Origin of the sequence: Intrasporangium calvum DSM 43043 (assembly GCF_000184685.1) — a bacterium.
GTDB classification, from domain to species: Bacteria; Actinomycetota; Actinomycetes; order Actinomycetales; family Dermatophilaceae; genus Intrasporangium; species Intrasporangium calvum.
Genome location: NC_014830.1, coordinates 2,731,594 through 2,748,176, shown reverse-complemented (window position 1 = coordinate 2,748,176; position 16,583 = coordinate 2,731,594). Strand labels below are relative to the sequence as shown.

Annotated in this window: 13 protein-coding genes and 1 tRNA gene; 13 read left to right on the top strand and 1 reads right to left on the bottom strand. The window is 71.4% G+C overall.

All coding sequences use genetic code 11. From position 1 onward, the window contains the following. Window positions 1–230: 230 nt before the first annotated feature. A tRNA-Arg gene (locus INTCA_RS12455) sits at window positions 231–302 on the bottom strand. Window positions 303–490: 188 nt separating this feature from the next. Here INTCA_RS12455 and INTCA_RS12450 point away from each other — a divergent pair. From INTCA_RS12450 to INTCA_RS12390, 13 genes are all read left to right on the top strand, one after another. Further along, on the top strand, window positions 491–1,324 hold the full coding sequence (locus tag INTCA_RS12450; RefSeq protein ID WP_013493276.1) for a DALR anticodon-binding domain-containing protein: 834 nt from the start codon (window positions 491–493) through the stop codon (window positions 1,322–1,324). 3 nt (window positions 1,325–1,327) lie between these two features. Beyond that, window positions 1,328–2,755, top strand: coding sequence for a diaminopimelate decarboxylase (gene lysA, locus INTCA_RS12445; RefSeq protein WP_013493275.1), 1,428 nt, complete (start codon window positions 1,328–1,330; stop codon window positions 2,753–2,755). A gap of 97 nt (window positions 2,756–2,852) precedes the next feature. Next, a complete protein-coding gene (locus INTCA_RS12440; RefSeq protein ID WP_013493274.1) occupies window positions 2,853–4,178 on the top strand; it encodes a homoserine dehydrogenase in 1,326 nt (441 codons plus the stop codon). Next, entirely contained in the window at window positions 4,178–5,272 is a 1,095-nt protein-coding gene (gene thrC / locus INTCA_RS12435) for a threonine synthase (protein WP_013493273.1), read from the top strand. The genes INTCA_RS12440 and thrC overlap by 1 nt, the downstream gene beginning before the upstream one ends. 1 nt (window position 5,273) lies before the next feature. Continuing rightward, window positions 5,274–6,227: a homoserine kinase gene (gene thrB / locus INTCA_RS12430; protein ID WP_013493272.1), complete on the top strand. Its 954-nt coding sequence runs from the start codon at window positions 5,274–5,276 to the stop codon at window positions 6,225–6,227. A 208-nt stretch (window positions 6,228–6,435) separates the two neighbouring features. After that, a complete protein-coding gene (rho, locus tag INTCA_RS12425; protein WP_013493271.1) occupies window positions 6,436–8,622 on the top strand; it encodes a transcription termination factor Rho in 2,187 nt (728 codons plus the stop codon). Between the two features lie 191 nt (window positions 8,623–8,813). Then, window positions 8,814–9,029: a 50S ribosomal protein L31 gene (rpmE, locus tag INTCA_RS12420; protein ID WP_013493270.1), complete on the top strand. Its 216-nt coding sequence runs from the start codon at window positions 8,814–8,816 to the stop codon at window positions 9,027–9,029. Window positions 9,030–9,142: 113 nt separating this feature from the next. Then, window positions 9,143–10,222 carry a peptide chain release factor 1 gene (gene prfA, locus INTCA_RS12415; protein ID WP_013493269.1) on the top strand — a complete coding sequence of 360 codons (1,080 nt, stop codon included), beginning with the start codon at window positions 9,143–9,145 and terminating at the stop codon, window positions 10,220–10,222. Beyond that, window positions 10,219–11,094 carry a peptide chain release factor N(5)-glutamine methyltransferase gene (gene prmC, locus INTCA_RS12410; protein ID WP_013493268.1) on the top strand — a complete coding sequence of 292 codons (876 nt, stop codon included), beginning with the start codon at window positions 10,219–10,221 and terminating at the stop codon, window positions 11,092–11,094. Before prfA ends, prmC begins: the two co-directional genes overlap by 4 nt. 98 nt (window positions 11,095–11,192) lie before the next feature. Then, entirely contained in the window at window positions 11,193–13,331 is a 2,139-nt protein-coding gene (locus tag INTCA_RS12405) for a TRAP transporter permease (protein ID WP_013493267.1), read from the top strand. Then, window positions 13,328–14,347 (top strand): TAXI family TRAP transporter solute-binding subunit, encoded by a 1,020-nt coding sequence (locus INTCA_RS12400; RefSeq protein ID WP_013493266.1) that lies wholly within the window; start codon window positions 13,328–13,330, stop codon window positions 14,345–14,347. Before INTCA_RS12405 ends, INTCA_RS12400 begins: the two co-directional genes overlap by 4 nt. 99 nt (window positions 14,348–14,446) lie before the next feature. After that, the gene (locus INTCA_RS12395) at window positions 14,447–15,214 is read left to right on the top strand and encodes an L-threonylcarbamoyladenylate synthase (protein WP_013493265.1); all 768 of its coding nucleotides are present in this window, start codon (window positions 14,447–14,449) and stop codon (window positions 15,212–15,214) included. A gap of 52 nt (window positions 15,215–15,266) precedes the next feature. Then, a complete protein-coding gene (locus INTCA_RS12390) occupies window positions 15,267–16,547 on the top strand; it encodes a serine hydroxymethyltransferase (RefSeq protein ID WP_013493264.1) in 1,281 nt (426 codons plus the stop codon). Window positions 16,548–16,583 lie beyond the last annotated feature (36 nt).

Genomic DNA, 16,583 nt, shown 5'->3' with positions numbered 1-16,583 from the left:
GCTACCCGGCGAGCCACACTCGCCCCCACACTCGGCCCACCGCCCCCAAGCGGAGCGGAACACGTCTGCGGCGTCATCCTCCGACGGCCCGATCTCCGGCGGCTAGGGACCAAGGTCCCGGCTCGGGCGACATTGCGTGGGCGCTGAGGAGGCGGAGGGAGGGCACAGATGGTCTGGGACCAAGAAAAAGGCCCCCGACCGATGCTCGCGTCAGAAGCCTTTTCACAGGGTGCCCCCGGCAGGATTCGAACCTGCGCTCCCGCCTCCGGAGGGCGGTGCTCTATCCCCTGAGCTACGGGGGCGGGCACGCACTTTCGTGCGCCCCGTGAGGTTAGCAGCCCTGAGCCCGGAACGCGGAATCACCCCGCCCTCGCCCGGTGTGCTCCGCGAAACGGCGGGAGAAGCGGGAGGTGGGTGCATCCGGGAGCGAGCCCAGCGGCATACGGCCTGTGGTGGGGTCGGGAACGGGCGTCGTCAATAGACTTCACGCATGACTCCTGCCGCGCTGCGCCGGCTGCTCGAACAGGTCGCCGCCTCGGCCGCGCGGGTGGGGGAGCTGCCGGACGAGGCCGAGGCGGGGCCGCCCGCCGGGCCCATCTTCCGGCCGGTCGACCCGCGGTCCGCGGGCGTCGTCGCCGACTGGGTCACGCCGGTGGCGCAGCGCTGGGCCCCACAGCTCGACCTCGAGCCCGCTGCCCTCGGGCGGGTCCTCGCCCAACGCCTCGCCGACCACGCGTCCATCTCCGCCGTCGAGGTGGCCCCCTCGGGACTGCTGTCCATCACACTCGCCGACCCCGAGCGCGTCGCCATCATCGACGAGGTGACCGAGCAGGAGGCGACCTACGGCCTCCTGCGCGGCCAGCGGTCGTCCGACGAGGGGCTCGAGGCCGACCCCGCCCTCGAGACCGACCGCTCCACGGTCGTGCCCGCCTGGCTCCGTGACGACCCAGCACTCCGCCCGGCCCAGCTCGCCCATGCCCGCCTGCACCGCCTCATGCGCACGGCCCGCGCGGCCGGCGTCCAGATCCGTCCCACGGACCGGCGCGAGGAGCTCGGCCACGTCGCCGAACGACTCCTGCTCGTGGCACTCGCAGACTTCCCCCAGCGGATGGACACGCACGAGGGCGACCGGCCCCAGCAGGTCCGCGCCGTGACCGACCTGGCCGCGCTCGCCGACGGCTGGACCCAGCCCATCCGGCCGCGAACCGTCGAGGAGCGCATCCGTGGCATCCACGGGGCCCGGCTCGCCCTCGCGGCGGCCGCCGCCGTCGTCTTGCGCAATGGACTGACGCGGCTCGGAGCCGCAGCCCCCGAGAGGATGTGAGGCATGCGCGCACACGAAGCCGGCGCCCTGCACGCCGAGGGATACCGCGGGCCCACCTGGCTCGAGCCCCCGGTCGACGTCAACGCGCTCGTCCCCTCCCTCTGGGCCGCTTCGGTGGGCCGTGGGGCCGACGGCGTCCTGGCGATCGGCGGGGTCAGCGTGGTCGAGCTCGCCCGGGAGTTCGGCACGCCTGCCTACGTCCTCGACGAGGACGACTTCCGGGCGCGAGCGAGGGAGTTCAAGCAGACCTACGCCGAGGTCTTCGACGACCTCTGTGGCGGGGCCGACGTCTACTACGCCGGCAAGGCCTTCCTCTGCACCGAGGTGGCCCGCTGGATCCGCGACGAGGGCCTCTTCCTCGACGTGTGCACCGGGGGAGAGCTCGCCGTCGCCATCCGAGCCGGGGTGCCCGGGTCGAGCATCGGCATGCACGGGAACAACAAGAGCGCCGCCGAGATCCGAGCCGCCCTCGACCACGGAGTGTCACGGATCATCGTCGACTCCTTCGAGGAGATCGAGAGGGTCGCCGCGATCGCCGCCGAGCTGGGCGTCATCGCCCCGGTGCTGGTGCGGGTGACCGTTGGGGTCGAGGCGCACACCCACGAGTTCATCGCGACCGCGCACGAGGACCAGAAGTTCGGCTTCTCGCTCGCCGGCGGCCACGCCATCGAGGCGGTCCGGCAGGTCCTCGCCCGACCCGACACGCTGCGGCTGCTCGGGCTGCACAGCCACATCGGGTCGCAGATCTTCGACACCGCCGGCTTCGAGGTGTCCGCCCGGCGGGTCCTCGGACTGCACACCCAGATCGCCCGGGAGCTCGGCGTCGAGCTGCCCGAGCTGGACCTCGGCGGCGGCTTCGGCATCGCCTACACCACCGAGCACGACCCCCAGTCCCCGAAGGCGCTCGCGGTCGGCATGGCCGAGATCGTCGAACGCGAGTGTCGGGCCGACGGGGTCGCCGTTCCGCGGATCTCCATCGAGCCCGGTCGGGCCATCGCCGGCCCGAGCACCTTCACCCTGTACGAGGTCGGGACGGTCAAGCCGGTCGAGCTGGACGGCGGGGCCAGCCGCCTCTACGTCTCCGTCGACGGTGGGATGAGCGACAACATCCGCACCGCCCTCTACGACGCCGACTACTCCTGCACGGTGGCCAACCGCCGGTCCGAGGCGACCCCGTCTCTGGCGCGGGTCGTCGGGCGGCACTGCGAGAGCGGCGACATCGTCGTCAAGGACGAGTTCCTCCCCGGCGACGTCGGACCGGGGGACCTCGTCGCCGTCCCCGGGACCGGCGCGTACTGCAGGGCCCTGTCGAGCCAGTACAACCACACGCCGCGCCCGCCGGTCATCGCCGTGCGGGACGGGCAGGCCCGCGTCATCGTCCGACGTGAGACGATCGACGACCTGCTCGCACTCGATGTCTGGCCTGCGTAGATCCTGCGCGCAGATGTCCGGATCGCGATACGAAGAACGACCGAGGGTCCCCCGAACGACAGGATTCGCACGTGGAGACTGATGTGAGGACCGTGCCGTGAGCGCCCGCGAGCCGCTGCGGGTCGCCCTCCTCGGGGCCGGCGTCGTCGGTGGCGCCGTCGCTCGGCACCTCACGCAGCGCAGCGGCGACATGGCCGCGCGGGTCGGGGCGCCGCTCGAGATCGTCGGCATCGCCGTGCGCCGCGCCGGCCGCGACCGCTCCGAGCTCGGGGTGGACGCCTCGCTCTTCACGACGGACGCCGAGGAGCTGGTGACGCGCGCCGACCTCGTCGTCGAGGTCATCGGGGGCATCGAGCCGGCCCGGTCGCTGATCCTGCGCGCCATGGCGCACGGCGCCTCCGTGGTCACCGCCAACAAGGCGCTGCTCGCCGAGGACGGTCCGCGGCTCTACGCGGCCGCCGCCCAGCACGGCGTCGACCTGTACTACGAGGCCGCGGTTGCCGGAGCGATCCCGCTGCTTCGTCCGCTGCGCGAGTCCCTCGCCGGCGACGAGGTCCGCAAGGTCCTCGGCATCGTCAACGGCACGACCAACTACGTCCTCGACAAGATGGACACGACCGGTGCGGGCTTCCAGGACGCCGTCGAGCAGGCCCAGGCGCTCGGCTATGCCGAGGCCGACCCGACCGCCGACGTCGAGGGGTTCGACGCCGCGGCCAAGGCGGCGATCCTGGCCTCCCTCGCCTTCCACACGAGGGTCTCGGGGAGCGACGTCTATCGCGAGGGCATCACCGAGGTCTCTGCCGCCGATGTCGCAGCCGCGCGTGAGATGGACTGTGTCGTCAAGCTGCTCGCCATCTGCGAGCGCAACGACGGTGGTGTCTCCGTCCGGGTGCACCCGGCCATGATCCCCAGGTCGCATCCGCTCGCCGGGGTGCGCGAGGCCTTCAACGCCGTCTTCGTCGAGGCCGACGCCGCTGGGCAGCTGATGTTCTACGGGCGTGGCGCCGGCGGGGAGCCGACCGCCTCCGCCGTTCTCGGCGACCTCGTGGCCGTGGCCCGCCACCGGGTCGGGGGCGGGCTCGGCCCGGGCGAGTCGAGCTACGCGGACCTGCCGATCCTGTCGATGGGCGACGCGCAGACGCGCTACCACGTGAGCCTCGACGTCGCCGACCGGCCAGGGGTGCTGAGCAAGGTGGCCGCCGCCTTCGCCGCCCACGACGTGTCGATCGAGACGGTGCGCCAGCAGCTCGTCGCCGCCGACGACGGGGTCACCGCGGCCGGGGGAGACGGCAGCGCCCGGGCCAACCTCATCATCGTCACGCACACCGCCTCGGACGCAGCGCTGTCCGCCACCGTCGAGAGCCTCCGCAGCCTCGACGTGGTCCGAGGAGTCAACTCCGTCATGCGGGTGGAAGGCTTCTGATGGCTCACCAGTGGCGCGGAGTGATCCGCGAGTACGCCGACCGGTTGCCGCTCCTCGAGGGTGCGCCGGTGGTGACGCTCCACGAGGGCGGCACCCCCCTCATCCACGCCGCGAAGCTGTCCGAGCGCGTCGGTGCGGAGGTCCACCTCAAGTACGAGGGCCTCAACCCGACCGGGTCGTTCAAGGACCGGGGGATGACGACGGCGATCAGCGTCGCCGCCAAGCACGGCGCGAGGGCGGTGATCGCGGCCAGCACGGGCAACACGAGCGCCTCCGCTGCGGCCTACGCCACCAAGGCCGGCATGACCTGCGGCGTCCTCGTCCCCGAGGGCAAGATCGCGATGGGCAAGCTGAGCCAGGCCATCGCCCACGGGGCCACCCTCCTGCAGGTCGACGGCAACTTCGACGACTGCCTGACGCTCGCGCGCAAGCTTGCCGAGGCCTACCCCGTCGAGCTGGTCAACTCCGTCAACCCCGCCCGGATCGAGGGGCAGAAGACCGCCGCGTTCGAGATCGTCGACGCGTTGGGTGACGCTCCCGAGATCCACTGCCTCCCGGTGGGGAACGCCGGCAACATCACCGCCTACTGGAAGGGATACCGCGAGTACTCCTCGGACCCCGCCGTGAGCGACCAGCCGGGTCCCGCGTCGCGGTTGCCGCGGATGTGGGGTTTCCAGGCCGCGGGTGCCGCGCCTCTGGTCCTCGGGCACCCGGTCGACCACCCGGAGACCATCGCCACCGCCATCCGGATCGGCAACCCCGCCTCGTGGTCCCAGGCGATCGCCGCACGCGACGAATCGGGTGGCCGGATCGAGGCGGTCACCGACGCGCAGATCCTCGAGGCGCATCGCTACCTGTCCGCCGAGGAGGGCGTCTTCGTCGAGCCGGGCTCGGCCGCCTCGGTGGCCGGCCTCCTCGCGAGCCACGCCGCGGGTCTCGTCCCCGCCGGCGCCCGCATCGTCTGCACCGTCACCGGTCACGGGCTCAAGGACCCCCAGTGGGCGCTGCGCACCGCCGACGGTTCCGAGGTGGTGCCGACGCGGATTCCCCTCGACGCCTACACCGCGGCGCACGCCCTCGGGCTCGAGGGCTGACGTGACGTCGGGGACACGCTCGGTGCGGATCCGCGTCCCGGCGAGCACGGCCAACCTCGGGCCGGGGTTCGACTCGATCGGTCTCGCGCTCGGGCTGTGGGATGAGTACGTCGCCACCACCCTCGACGTGCCCGGCCTGGAGGTCCAGGTGACGGGCGAGGGCGCGGCGGACGTGCCACGTGACGAGTCACACCTCGTGGTCCGGACGATGCGCCACACCTGGCGGACGCTCGGCCTGGCCGGCCCTGCGGGCCTCCGGCTGAGCGCCTGCAACGGCGTGCCGCACGGCCGCGGGCTGGGCTCGTCCGCCACCGCGATCGTGGCGGGCGTCGTTGGGGCACAAGCATTGTCGTATGCCGCTGAGCTGGCTCCGGGGGCCCCCGTGCCGGTTGATCTCCGGCTGGCCTCCCACCTCGCCAGCGTCCTCGAGGGCCATCCGGACAATGCGTCCGCCAGTGTCTTCGGCGGTCTCACGGTGAGCTGGATGCCGGACGGTTCCGGCGCCGACCTCGGGGCCCTGACCGTGTCGGCGCGGCCCGTGCTCCACCCCGAGATCGACGTCGTCGCGTTCGTCCCGGACCAGCAGCTGGCCACCCGGCACGCGCGGGCCGTCCTGCCGTCGTCGGTGCCGCTCAAGGACGCCGCCGCCAACAGTGGACGGGCCGCCCTGCTCGTCCACGCCCTGACGACTGAGCCGGTCCATCTGCATGCCGCGACGCGAGACTGGCTGCACCAGGAGCCGCGCCGGGCGTCCTACCCCGACTCGATGCGGCTCGTCGACGCACTGCGCTCCCAGGGGCACGCGGCGGTGGTGTCCGGGGCGGGCCCGACGGTCCTCGTCCTGACGACGCGTGCCCGGCTGCCCGAGGTGGTGGCGCCGGCCGGGATGCGGCACTGGGTCAGGCTCACCCCTGGCATCCCCTCCGAGGGTGTCACCGCCGTCGTCGCCGGCTGACGAGTCGGTCCGACGCGCGGGGCCGATGCCTCGGTGCTACAGTGAAGGCGCACCAGGCCGCACGACGCAGGCGGTGCAATCACCCCCACACTGAGGCGACTGTCTCTCGGCGTTCTGCGCCGACGTGGATCTCGATAGGCCAGAGTCACTGGCCCCAGTCCGGCCCAGTGGGCTCTCCCGGGCCGCAAACGAGGGGGAAGGATCCTTCGTGTCAGAAACAACCACCCGTCCCGTGTCAGGTCTGTCCGCGATGAAGCTGGACGAGCTGAAGACCGTGGCCACGTCGATGGGCATCAAGGGCACCGCGAGGATGCGCAAGAGCGACCTCGTCGACGCCATCAAGGCTCGTCAGTCCGGCGGTTCACCGGCTGCGGAGACGGCTTCGTCCGCCCCTGCAACCCCTGCAACCCCGGCGGCTTCGTCCGTCCCCGCGGCTTCGTCTGCTCCGGTGCGCGCTTCACGCCGCGCGACTCGGGAAGCCGGGTCGGCCGCAGTGCCCGACAGCGGATCCCCCGTGGTCCAAGCGCGCTCGGAAGACGTGGCGCCGAGCATCCCTCAGCCCGACTCCGAGCGGGGCAGCACCGAGGTGACGGCCCCGGCCGCCCGCCACGGGGGTGAGCGGACCTCGGGACGCCGCACCGGTCAACCCGACCGGGCCCAGCGCGCCGCCGAAGCCGTGGCAGCCGTGTCCGAGCGGCAGCCACTGGACCGTCGTGCCGGCGACCGTCCGGAGGCCGACCGCCCGGAGACCGACCGTCCGGAGGTCGACCGCCCGGAGCACGAGGGCCGACGCCAGCGGGAGCGCCGCGACCGTCGTGACCGTCAGCAGGAGCGCGACACTCGCGGCAACGCCCAGGAGCCCACCTCCCGTCAGGAGCGCAACCCGCGTGGCGCCAACCAGGAGCGCGACACCCGTCAGGACGCGCGTCCGGAGCGCGACCCGCGTGGCACCAGCCCGGAGCGGGACACTCGCGACACCATCCAGGAGCGTGACGGCCGTCAGGACGCCCGTCAGGAGCGCGACTTCCGCGACACCCGGGATGGCCAGGACCACGGCGACCGCGACGGCCAGGACAACCGCGACACCAACCGCGAGGGCCAGCAGGCCGGTCGGTATGACGACGACGACCGCGGCAACCGTCGCAGCCGCAACCGGCAGCGCAGCCGCGACCGCAAGCGCGGCCGAGGCGTGGGCCAGGAATGGGCCGAGGCGGAGCCGCAGATCGGCGACGACGACGTCCTCGTCCCGGTCGCCGGCATCCTCGACGTCCTCGAGAACTACGCCTTCGTGCGCACCTCCGGCTACCTGCCCGGTCCGAGCGACGTCTACGTCCCGCTGGGGATGGTCAAGAAGCACGGCCTGCGCAAGGGCGACGCCGTGACAGGTGCGGTCAAGGCGTTGCGCGAGGGCGAGCAGCCGACCGGCAACGTGGGCCGCCAGAAGTTCAACGCCCTCGTCCGACTCGACAGCGTCAACGGGCAGAGTGCGGACGACGCGCTCAAGCGGCTGGAGTTCGGCAAGCTGACCCCGCTCTACCCGCAGCAGCGACTGCGCCTCGAGACCGAGTCTGGACAGCTGACCACCCGGATCATCGACCTGGTGGCGCCCATCGGCAAGGGCCAGCGTGGTCTCATCGTGGCCCCGGCGAAGGCCGGCAAGACGATGGTGATGCAGGCGCTGGCCAACGCGATCACGACGAACAACCCGGAGTGCCACCTGATGGTCGTGCTCGTCGACGAGCGCCCCGAAGAGGTCACCGAGATGCAGCGCGCGGTCAAGGGTGAGGTCATCGCCTCGACCTTCGACCGTCCCGCCGACGACCACACGACCGTTGCCGAGCTCGCCATCGAGCGGGCCAAGCGCCTCGTGGAGCTCGGCCACGACGTCGTCGTGCTCCTCGACTCGATCACCAAGCTGGGCCGGGCCTACAACCTGTCCGCCCCGGCGAGCGGTCGGATCCTGTCCGGCGGTGTCGACTCGGCAGCGCTCTACCCGCCGAAGAAGTTCTTCGGGGCGGCGCGCAACATCGAGAACGGTGGCTCGCTGACCATCCTGGCCACGGCTCTCGTCGAGACCGGGTCGAAGATGGACGAGGTGATCTTCGAGGAGTTCAAGGGCACCGGGAACATGGAGCTCAAGCTCGACCGTCAGCTCGCCAACCGGCGCATCTTCCCCTCGGTCGACATCAACGCCTCGGGCACCCGTCGTGAGGAGATCCTCCTGGCGAGCGAGGAGCTGAAGATCATGTGGAAGCTCCGTCGCGTCCTCGGCGGTCTCGACAGCCAGCAGGCCATCGAGCTGCTCCTCGACCGCCTCAAGAAGACGAAGACGAACTACGAGTTCCTCACGCAGGTCCAGCAGACGAGCAGCGCCCGGCTCGACGACGAGGCCTGAGTCCTCGGTGCGTGCCAGGAACGCGGCGTCTCGCGCTCTTGGCACGCACGGCGCGTGGTCGGCGGTTCGCGGTGGGAATGCCGCCGCCCGCCCGGGTGTTTTGGGGAGGTGCGCCCTCTCTGGCACACTCTTCCTTTGGACCGGTTCACGGCAGCTACGCCGACCCGGCCACTCAATCCAAGGAGACTCTCTTGAAGAAGGACCTTCACCCCGAGTACGTCGAGACCCAGGTCACCTGTACCTGTGGCAGCACGTTCACCACCCGCAGCACCGCGAAGAACGGCGCGATCCACGCCGACGTCTGCTCGCAGTGCCACCCGTTCTACACGGGCAAGCAGAAGATCCTCGACACCGGTGGCCGCGTGGCTCGGTTCGAGGCCCGATACGGCAAGAAGGCCGCCAAGTAGGTCTCCCGCACGCCGGTCCCTGCGACGATGAGTCGCGGGGGCCGGCGTTCGCCTTTCTAGCCCAGGTCCCAGCCCGTTTCCCCTCCAACCCCTCCGCGGTCAGGTGAGTCCCGATGCTTGAGTCAGTCCAGGCCATCCTCGATGAGTACGCGGACCTCGAGGCCCGGCTCGCCGACCCGGCGGTGCACGCCGACCAGGACCTCGTCCGCACCCTCAACAAGCGCTACGCCGCGCTCGGGCCGACCGTGGCCTCGGCCCGCGCCTGGCAGACGGCCCGGGACGATGTCGAGGCCGCCCGTGAGCTCGGCGCCGAGGACGCCGCCTTCGCGGCCGAGGTGCCCGCCCTCGAAGGGGTGCTCGCGGAGACCGAGGAGCACCTGCTGCGTCAGCTCGTCCCGCGCGACCCCGACGACGACCGCGACGTCATCCTCGAGGTCAAGGCGGGGGAGGGCGGTGAGGAGTCGGCGCTCTTCGCCGGGGACCTGCTGCGGATGTACCTGCGCTATGCCGAGCGGCGCGGTTGGCGCACGGTGGTCGAGGACGCGACGGAGTCCGACCTCGGCGGTTACAAGGACGTGCGGGTGTCCATCAGGTCCAGGGGCCACCAGCCGGGGCCGGGGGAGGCGCCGTGGGCCCGGCTCAAGTACGAGGGGGGCGTGCACCGGGTCCAGCGCGTGCCGGTCACCGAGTCGCAGGGCCGCGTCCACACGAGTGCGGCGGGCGTGCTCGTCATGCCCGAGGCCGAGGAGGTCGAGGTGACCATCGACCCCCACGACCTGCGGATCGACGTCTACCGCAGCTCCGGGCCGGGCGGGCAGAGCGTCAACACGACCGACTCGGCCGTCCGGATCACCCACCTGCCGACGGGCCTCGTCGTGTCGTGCCAGAACGAGAAGAGCCAGCTCCAGAACAAGGAGGCCGCGCTCCGCGTCCTGCGCGCCCGCCTCCACCAGCTCGCCAAGGACGAAGCGGATGCGGAGGCCTCCGCCGCGCGGCGCAGCCAGGTTCGGACCGTCGACCGCTCCGAACGGATCCGCACGTACAACTTCCCCGAGAACCGGATCTCCGACCACCGCACGGGCTACAAGTCGTACAACCTCGACCACGTCATCGACGGCGACCTGGACCCGGTCGTCCAGTCGGCGATCGACGCGGACGAGGCGGCCAAGCTCGCGGCCCTGGCAGTCCAGTGACCGGCCTCGGGTCGGCCGTCCGCGCCGCCTCCGCCACCTTGCGGGAGGCTGGCGTCGCCTCTCCCGAGGTCGATGCGGTCGAGCTCGCCGCCCACGTCCTCGGGGTGGCCGCCCACGAGGTGCGCCGACGGATGATCGTCGGGGGTTCCCTCCCCGACTCCTTCGACGAGGCGTATGCCGCTGTGCTCGCCGAGCGCGCCCGACGGGTCCCGCTCCAGCACCTCACGGGACGAGCCCCCTTCCGCACGCTCACCCTCCACGTGGGGCCGGGAGTGTTCGTGCCCCGCCCCGAGACGGAGGTCGTCGTGGAGCTCGCCCTCGCGGAGGTCGACCGGCTCCTCGGGACCCGGCCCAGCGGCATACGGCTCGTCGACCTGTGCTCCGGCTCGGGCGCGATCGCGCTCGCCGTCAAGACGGAACGGCCGCGGGTCCACGTGCGCGCCATCGAGCTCTCCGGGGATGCCGTGGCGTGGGCCACGGCGAACCGGGACCGCCTCGGCCTCGACGTGGCGATCCTGCAGGGCGACGCGACCGAGCCGGCCATCCCGGACTGGTCGGGCAGCGTCGACCTCGTCACGGCCAACCCGCCGTACATCCCGTCCGACGCCGTCCCCGTCGATCCCGAGGTGCGCGACCACGACCCGGAGGTGGCCCTCTACGGTGGCAGCGAGGACGGCCTGGCGATCCCGCTCCGGGTCGCGGCCGCCGCGGCGGAGCTGCTGGGGCCGGGAGGCCTGCTCCTCATGGAGCACGCCGACACCCAGGGGGAGTCGCTGCCCGCCCGGCTGCTCAGCACGGGTCAGTGGTCGTTCGTCGTCGACCACGTGGACCTCTCCGGCCGGCCCCGGGTGACTGCGGCCCGTCGAGCCTGAGGCAACGCTCCTCGTCCTGCCGGTGCGGTGCCATCCGTGGCCAAGATGTGAGGTTCACAAGTCGCCCGTCGAGGTGCTTCCCGTGAAATCGTCCCGTCATGTCCCACGAAGGAGCGGTGACACCGGGCGCCTCCGGTCTCGAGCCAGCGGCGCGAGACGACGTCGTCGACGTCGACTTCCTCATCTCGGAGTTCGACGAGGAGCGACCGCAGCGCCGGCTGGGCCCGCGGCTCGACGCCGGAGTCGTGCTCATCTCGTTCCTGATCTCGGTATTCGTCCTCGTCCAGGTCTTCGCGCCGCTCCGGCAGGGCAACCAGTTCTACCTCATGCTCTTCCTGGGCTTTGTCCTGCCGCTCGTCTTCGTCACCTATCGGCCACGCAAGCGGGCCCCCGGCGACCGAGGGCCCCTCGACCACCCCGGGCCGCTCGACTGGGCGTTGACCCTCGTCGCTCTCGCGGTGACGCTCTATCCCGTGCTGCCGGTTCAGCTCGGTGACAGCGGCGGCGGCTTCAACGCCTTCCTCGACCGGCAGGGCCAGCTCACGACGGTCGACGTCCTCATGGGGGCGCTGCTCACCGTCCTCATCCTCGAGGCGACCCGCCGCACGACCGGCCCGGTGCTGCCGATCGTCGCGCTGGCCTTCTTCGCCTATGCCTACTACGGCGGGTTCCTGCCGATCGGCTGGCCCATCTCCCATGCCGGCATCGACTTCGACCAGATCATCAACGGCTTCTACAACGACCAGTCGGGTTTCTACGGGGTACCGCTCGACGTCGCCGCGACCTACATCGTGCTTTTCACGATCTACGGCGCCGTCCTCGACGCCACTGGCGCAGGCCGGTTCTTCATCAACTTCAGCTTCTCCCTCTTCGGCCAGTCCCGCACGGCTCCGGGCCGCACCGTCACGCTGAGCGGGTTCCTCCTCGGCACGGTGTCGGGCTCCGGCACGGCGACGGCGGTCAGCCTCGGCGCGGTCGCCTGGCCGATCCTCAAGCGCGCCGGCTATCCCAAGGAGAACGCCGGTGGCATGCTCGCCGCCGCCGGCATCGGCGCGATCCTGTCGCCCCCGACCCTGGGCGCCGCCGCCTTCATCATCGCGGAGTACCTGTCGACGAACTACCTGCAGGTGCTGCTCTGGGCAACTGTCCCAACTCTGCTCTACTACCTGGGCATCGTGCTCGCCGTGGAGATCGACGCCCGGCGGTTCGGGGTCAACGCCGTCGAGGTGCCGCGCCAGAACCCGTGGTGGCTGCTCCTGCGCTTCGGCTACCACCTGGCCTCCCTCGGCGTGATCGTCGTGTTCCTCGCCCTCGGGGTGCCGCCGTTCAAGGCGGTGGTCTACTCGACCCTGCTCGCGGGAGTCGTCGGCCTCGTCGAGCGACTCGTCTCGGGGCGAGACCCTCTCGACCCCGATGCCGCGGAACAGCCGCGGGCGCGGGCGCTCGGCACCTATGCCGGCGAGCTCTACCGCGCACTGTCGACCGGAGCGCGGTCGGTGCTGCCGATCGCGGCCGTCTGCGCCGCGGCCGGGATCATCACGTCGGTCATCGTCAAGACGGGCCTCGGCCAGAACCTGGCCAGCCTGCTCGTGCAGGCCGCGAACGCGGTCAGCGACAACCCGGCCATTGTCATCGTCGTCACCGCCGTGCTCTCCGCGGTCGCGATCATCGTGCTCGGGCTCGCCGTGCCGGTCACCGCCTCATTCATCATCAGCTGGGTCGTGATCGGCCCGGCGCTCCAGTCTCTCGGCGTCAGCGGCCCGGAGACGGCGATGTTCATCTTCTACTACGCCGTCCTCTCCGAGGTCTCTCCTCCCACCGCGCTGGCTGCTGTTGCGTCGGCGGCCATCACCGGGGGAGACACGATCCGCACGATGTGGCAGGCGGCCAAGTACACCCTCCCGGCCTTCCTCGCACCGCTTGCCTTCGTCATGACGGAGAACGGGTCGCACCTGCTGCTGCAGGGACCGCTCCTCGACGTCGCCTGGACGACCGCCGTCTCGATGGTCGCCGTCGCGGCCCTCGCGGCGGTCACCGGAGGCTGGCTCGTGCACGCAGCCTCGCCGGTCGAGCGGGCCCTCTGCGTGCCGGCCGCAGCCCTCCTGCTCTTCCTCCAGCCGGTCACCATCGCCATCGGCCTCAGCTTCCTCGCCGTCGCCATCGCCATCAACCTCCTCCGCAGTCGACCCACGAACCGACCTTCATCACCCGCCCACGCAGCAAAGGAGCTGTCATGACACCCATCACGAGTCCCACCCCGCGTCGCCGTCTCACGACCGCCGTCGGAGCACTCGTCATCGCCGGCCTCGCCCTCAGCGCCTGCGGTGGCAAGCAGACGCAGGAGCCCGCAGCCGGCGGCACAGCCGGCAGCGACGCCTGCGAGATCTCCGCCGGGCAGGTCACCATCGCCACCGGCAACAGCACCGGCGTCTACTACGTCCTCGGCGGCGGCATCGCCAGCCTGCTCAGCTCGAAGTCGCCGCTCAAGGCCACCGCCGCGGAGACCGGCGCCTCGGTCCAGAACATCCAGCAGCTCGCCGGCGGCCAGTACGACATCGCATTCTCGCTCGCCGACACCGCGGCGGACGCCATCGCGGGCAAGGGCGCGTTCACCGAGCCGCAGCAGATCCAGGCCCTGGGGCGCATCCACTCGAACTACACGCAGGTCGTCGTGCGCAAGGACTCCGGGATCAAGAGCCTGGAGGACATGCGGGGCAAGCGGATCTCCACGGGCTCGCCGAAGTCCGGCACCGAGGTCATCGCGACCCGCCTGCTCCAGTCCGCCGGCCTCGACATCAACACGGACGTCCAGGCCCAGCGCCTCGAGCTCGGCAAGACGGTCGACGGCATGAAGGACGGCTCGATCGACGGGTTCGTCTGGTCCGGCGGCCTGCCGACGCCGGCCCTCACCGACCTCTTCACGTCGCAGAAGGACGCGGTCGAGTTCATCGACATCACGCCCACCCTGCCCAAGATGAGGGAGATCAACGCCGTCTACACCGAGGGTGCGATTCCCGCCGCGACCTACGGCCTGGACGCCGACGTCAAGACCATCGTCGTGCCCAACGTCCTGCTCGTCCGTGAGGACTTCCCGACCGGCAACGCCTGCGGCATCGTCAAGCTCCTGTGGGGCAGCAGCGATGAGCTGGCCAAGGTCCACCCCTCGGGCAAGGAGTTCACCAAGGAGAACGGCCCCCAGACCGACCCGATCCCCCTCCACCCCGGCGCCAAGCAGGCCTTCGACGGCATGTGACCGACCCCTCGCGGAGACCGCTGGGCCGGGACCGTGCTGACCCGCGGACCCAGCCCAGCGGCATACGGCATCGACGCGTCTCCAAGTAGGCTCTGCCGCGTGACTGAGCGCTACGACTGCACCGATCCAACGGGCCGCGCCGAGGGCATGGCGGCAGCCGCCCAGGCGATCCGCACCGGGCGGCTCGTCGTCCTGCCGACGGACACCGTCTACGGCGTCGGCTGCGATGCCTTCGACGCCGAGGCGGTCGGCGCCGTGCTCGCCGCCAAGGGCCGCGGCCGGGACATGCCCCCGCCGGTCCTCATCCCGACTCCACGCACCGCGCACGGGCTCGCGACGCAGGTGCCCGACTACGCCCAGCGGCTGATGGAGCGGTTCTGGCCGGGGCCGCTCACGCTCGTCCTCAAGGCGCAGTCATCGCTCCACTGGGACCTCGGCGAGACCAACGGCACCGTCGCCCTCCGGGTGCCCGACAACGAGGTGGCGCTCGAGCTGCTCCGCGACATCGGGCCGATGGCCGTGACGAGCGCGAACTCGACCGGCGCCCCTGCCGCTCGGACCGTGGACGAGGCGGAGGGGATGCTGGGGGAGTCGGTCGCGGTCTACCTCGACGGAGGTCCGAGCACCGATGCCGCGCCGTCGACGATCATCGACTGCACCGGCGACGAGCCGCGCACGCTCCGCCTCGGTGCACTCTCCCAGTCCGAGATCGACGCGGTCCTCGCGACGGGGGCCGCGCCTGAGGTCGACCCTGAGGCTGTGGCTGAGGCCGTGGCTGAGGCGGACCCGGAGGCCACGCTCGAGGCTGACCCGGAGCCCGCGGCCGGCCCGGAGAGCCCTGAGCACGGCACCGACCCCACGGCCTAGAGTTGCCCTGACACGCGATCCGCACGCCCCCGCATCAGCTACGGAGATCTCCATGTCTGACGACCCGACGTTCTACGGCTCCGACTTCGGTGCCCTGCAGTCCTTCGACCCGGAGATCGCGGGGGTGCTCCTCTCGGAGCTGGGGCGGATCCGCGGCGGGCTCCAGCTCATCGCGAGCGAGAACATCAGCTCCCCGGCGGTGCTCACCGCGCTCGGGTCGGTCCTGTCCAACAAGTACGCCGAGGGCTACCCCGGCCGCCGCTACTACGGCGGGTGCTCCGAGGTCGACAAGGCGGAGCAGATCGCCATCGACCGGGCGAAGGAGCTCTTCGGCGCCGACCACGCCAACGTCCAGGCCCACTCCGGGGCCTCGGCCAACCAGGCCGTCTACGGCGCCTTCATGCAGCCGGGCGACACGCTCCTGGCGATGAGCCTGCCGATGGGTGGGCACCTGACGCACGGGTCCAAGGTGTCCTTCTCGGGCAAGTGGTTCAACGCCGTCGGCTACGGCGTCGACCGCGAGACCGAGGACATCGACTACGACCAGGTCGAGGCGCTCGCCAGGGAGCACCGGCCCAAGGTCATCTGTGCGGGCGGCTCGGCCATCCCGCGCCTCATCGACTTCGCCCGTTTCCGGGCCATCGCGGACGAGGTGGGCGCGATCCTCTGGGTCGACGCCGCGCACTTCATCGGGCTCGTGGCCGGCCGGGCCATCCCGTCCCCGGTGCCCTACGCCGACGTCGTGACGTTCACCACGCACAAGGTGCTCCGCGGCCCCCGGTCCGGCGCCCTGGTGTGCAAGGCCGAGCACGCCGCCGCCCTCGACAAGGCGATCTTCCCGATGATGCAGGGCGGCCCGCAGATGCACACCATCGCGGCCAAGGCGGTCAACTTCAAGGAGTGCGCGACCCCGGAGTATGCCCAGTACGCCAAGGACGTCATCGCCAACAGCCAGCAGCTCGCCCAGAGCCTCAAGGACCTCGGCATCCGGCCCACCACGGGAGGCACCGACACCCATCTGGCGCTGCTCGACCTCCAGGGGATCGGCGTCACCGGCAAGGACGCCGAGGCCCGCTCGGACGCCGCCGGGATCGTGCTCAACAAGAACGCCATCCCGTTCGACCCGCAGAAGCCCAACATCGCCTCGGGCATCCGGGTCGGCACGCCGTCCGTGACGACGCAGGGGATGGGCGTCGAGGAGATGAAGACCATCGCGCGCCTCATCCACACCGCCGTCACCAAGGGCGACGGGGACCCGGCCTCAGCCGTCAGCCAGGAGGTTCGCGCCGAGGTCACCGACCTCGTCACCCGGTTCCCCGCCTACCCGCGCTGAGGGCCCGTGCCACAGACCAAGCCGGCGTATGCCGCT

Excerpts from the sequence above, each read along its gene's own strand:
- INTCA_RS12450 (WP_013493276.1), top strand. The coding sequence starts at position 491 with ATGACTCCTGCCGCGCTGCGCCGGCTGCTCGAACAGGTCGCCGCCTCG.
- INTCA_RS12390 (WP_013493264.1), top strand. The coding sequence starts at position 15,267 with ATGTCTGACGACCCGACGTTCTACGGCTCCGACTTCGGTGCCCTGCAG.
- INTCA_RS12400 (WP_013493266.1), top strand. The coding sequence starts at position 13,328 with ATGACACCCATCACGAGTCCCACCCCGCGTCGCCGTCTCACGACCGCC.
- lysA (WP_013493275.1), top strand. The coding sequence starts at position 1,328 with ATGCGCGCACACGAAGCCGGCGCCCTGCACGCCGAGGGATACCGCGGG.
- prfA (WP_013493269.1), top strand. The coding sequence starts at position 9,143 with ATGCTTGAGTCAGTCCAGGCCATCCTCGATGAGTACGCGGACCTCGAG.
- INTCA_RS12405 (WP_013493267.1), top strand. The coding sequence starts at position 11,193 with ATGTCCCACGAAGGAGCGGTGACACCGGGCGCCTCCGGTCTCGAGCCA.
- thrC (WP_013493273.1), top strand. The coding sequence starts at position 4,178 with ATGGCTCACCAGTGGCGCGGAGTGATCCGCGAGTACGCCGACCGGTTG.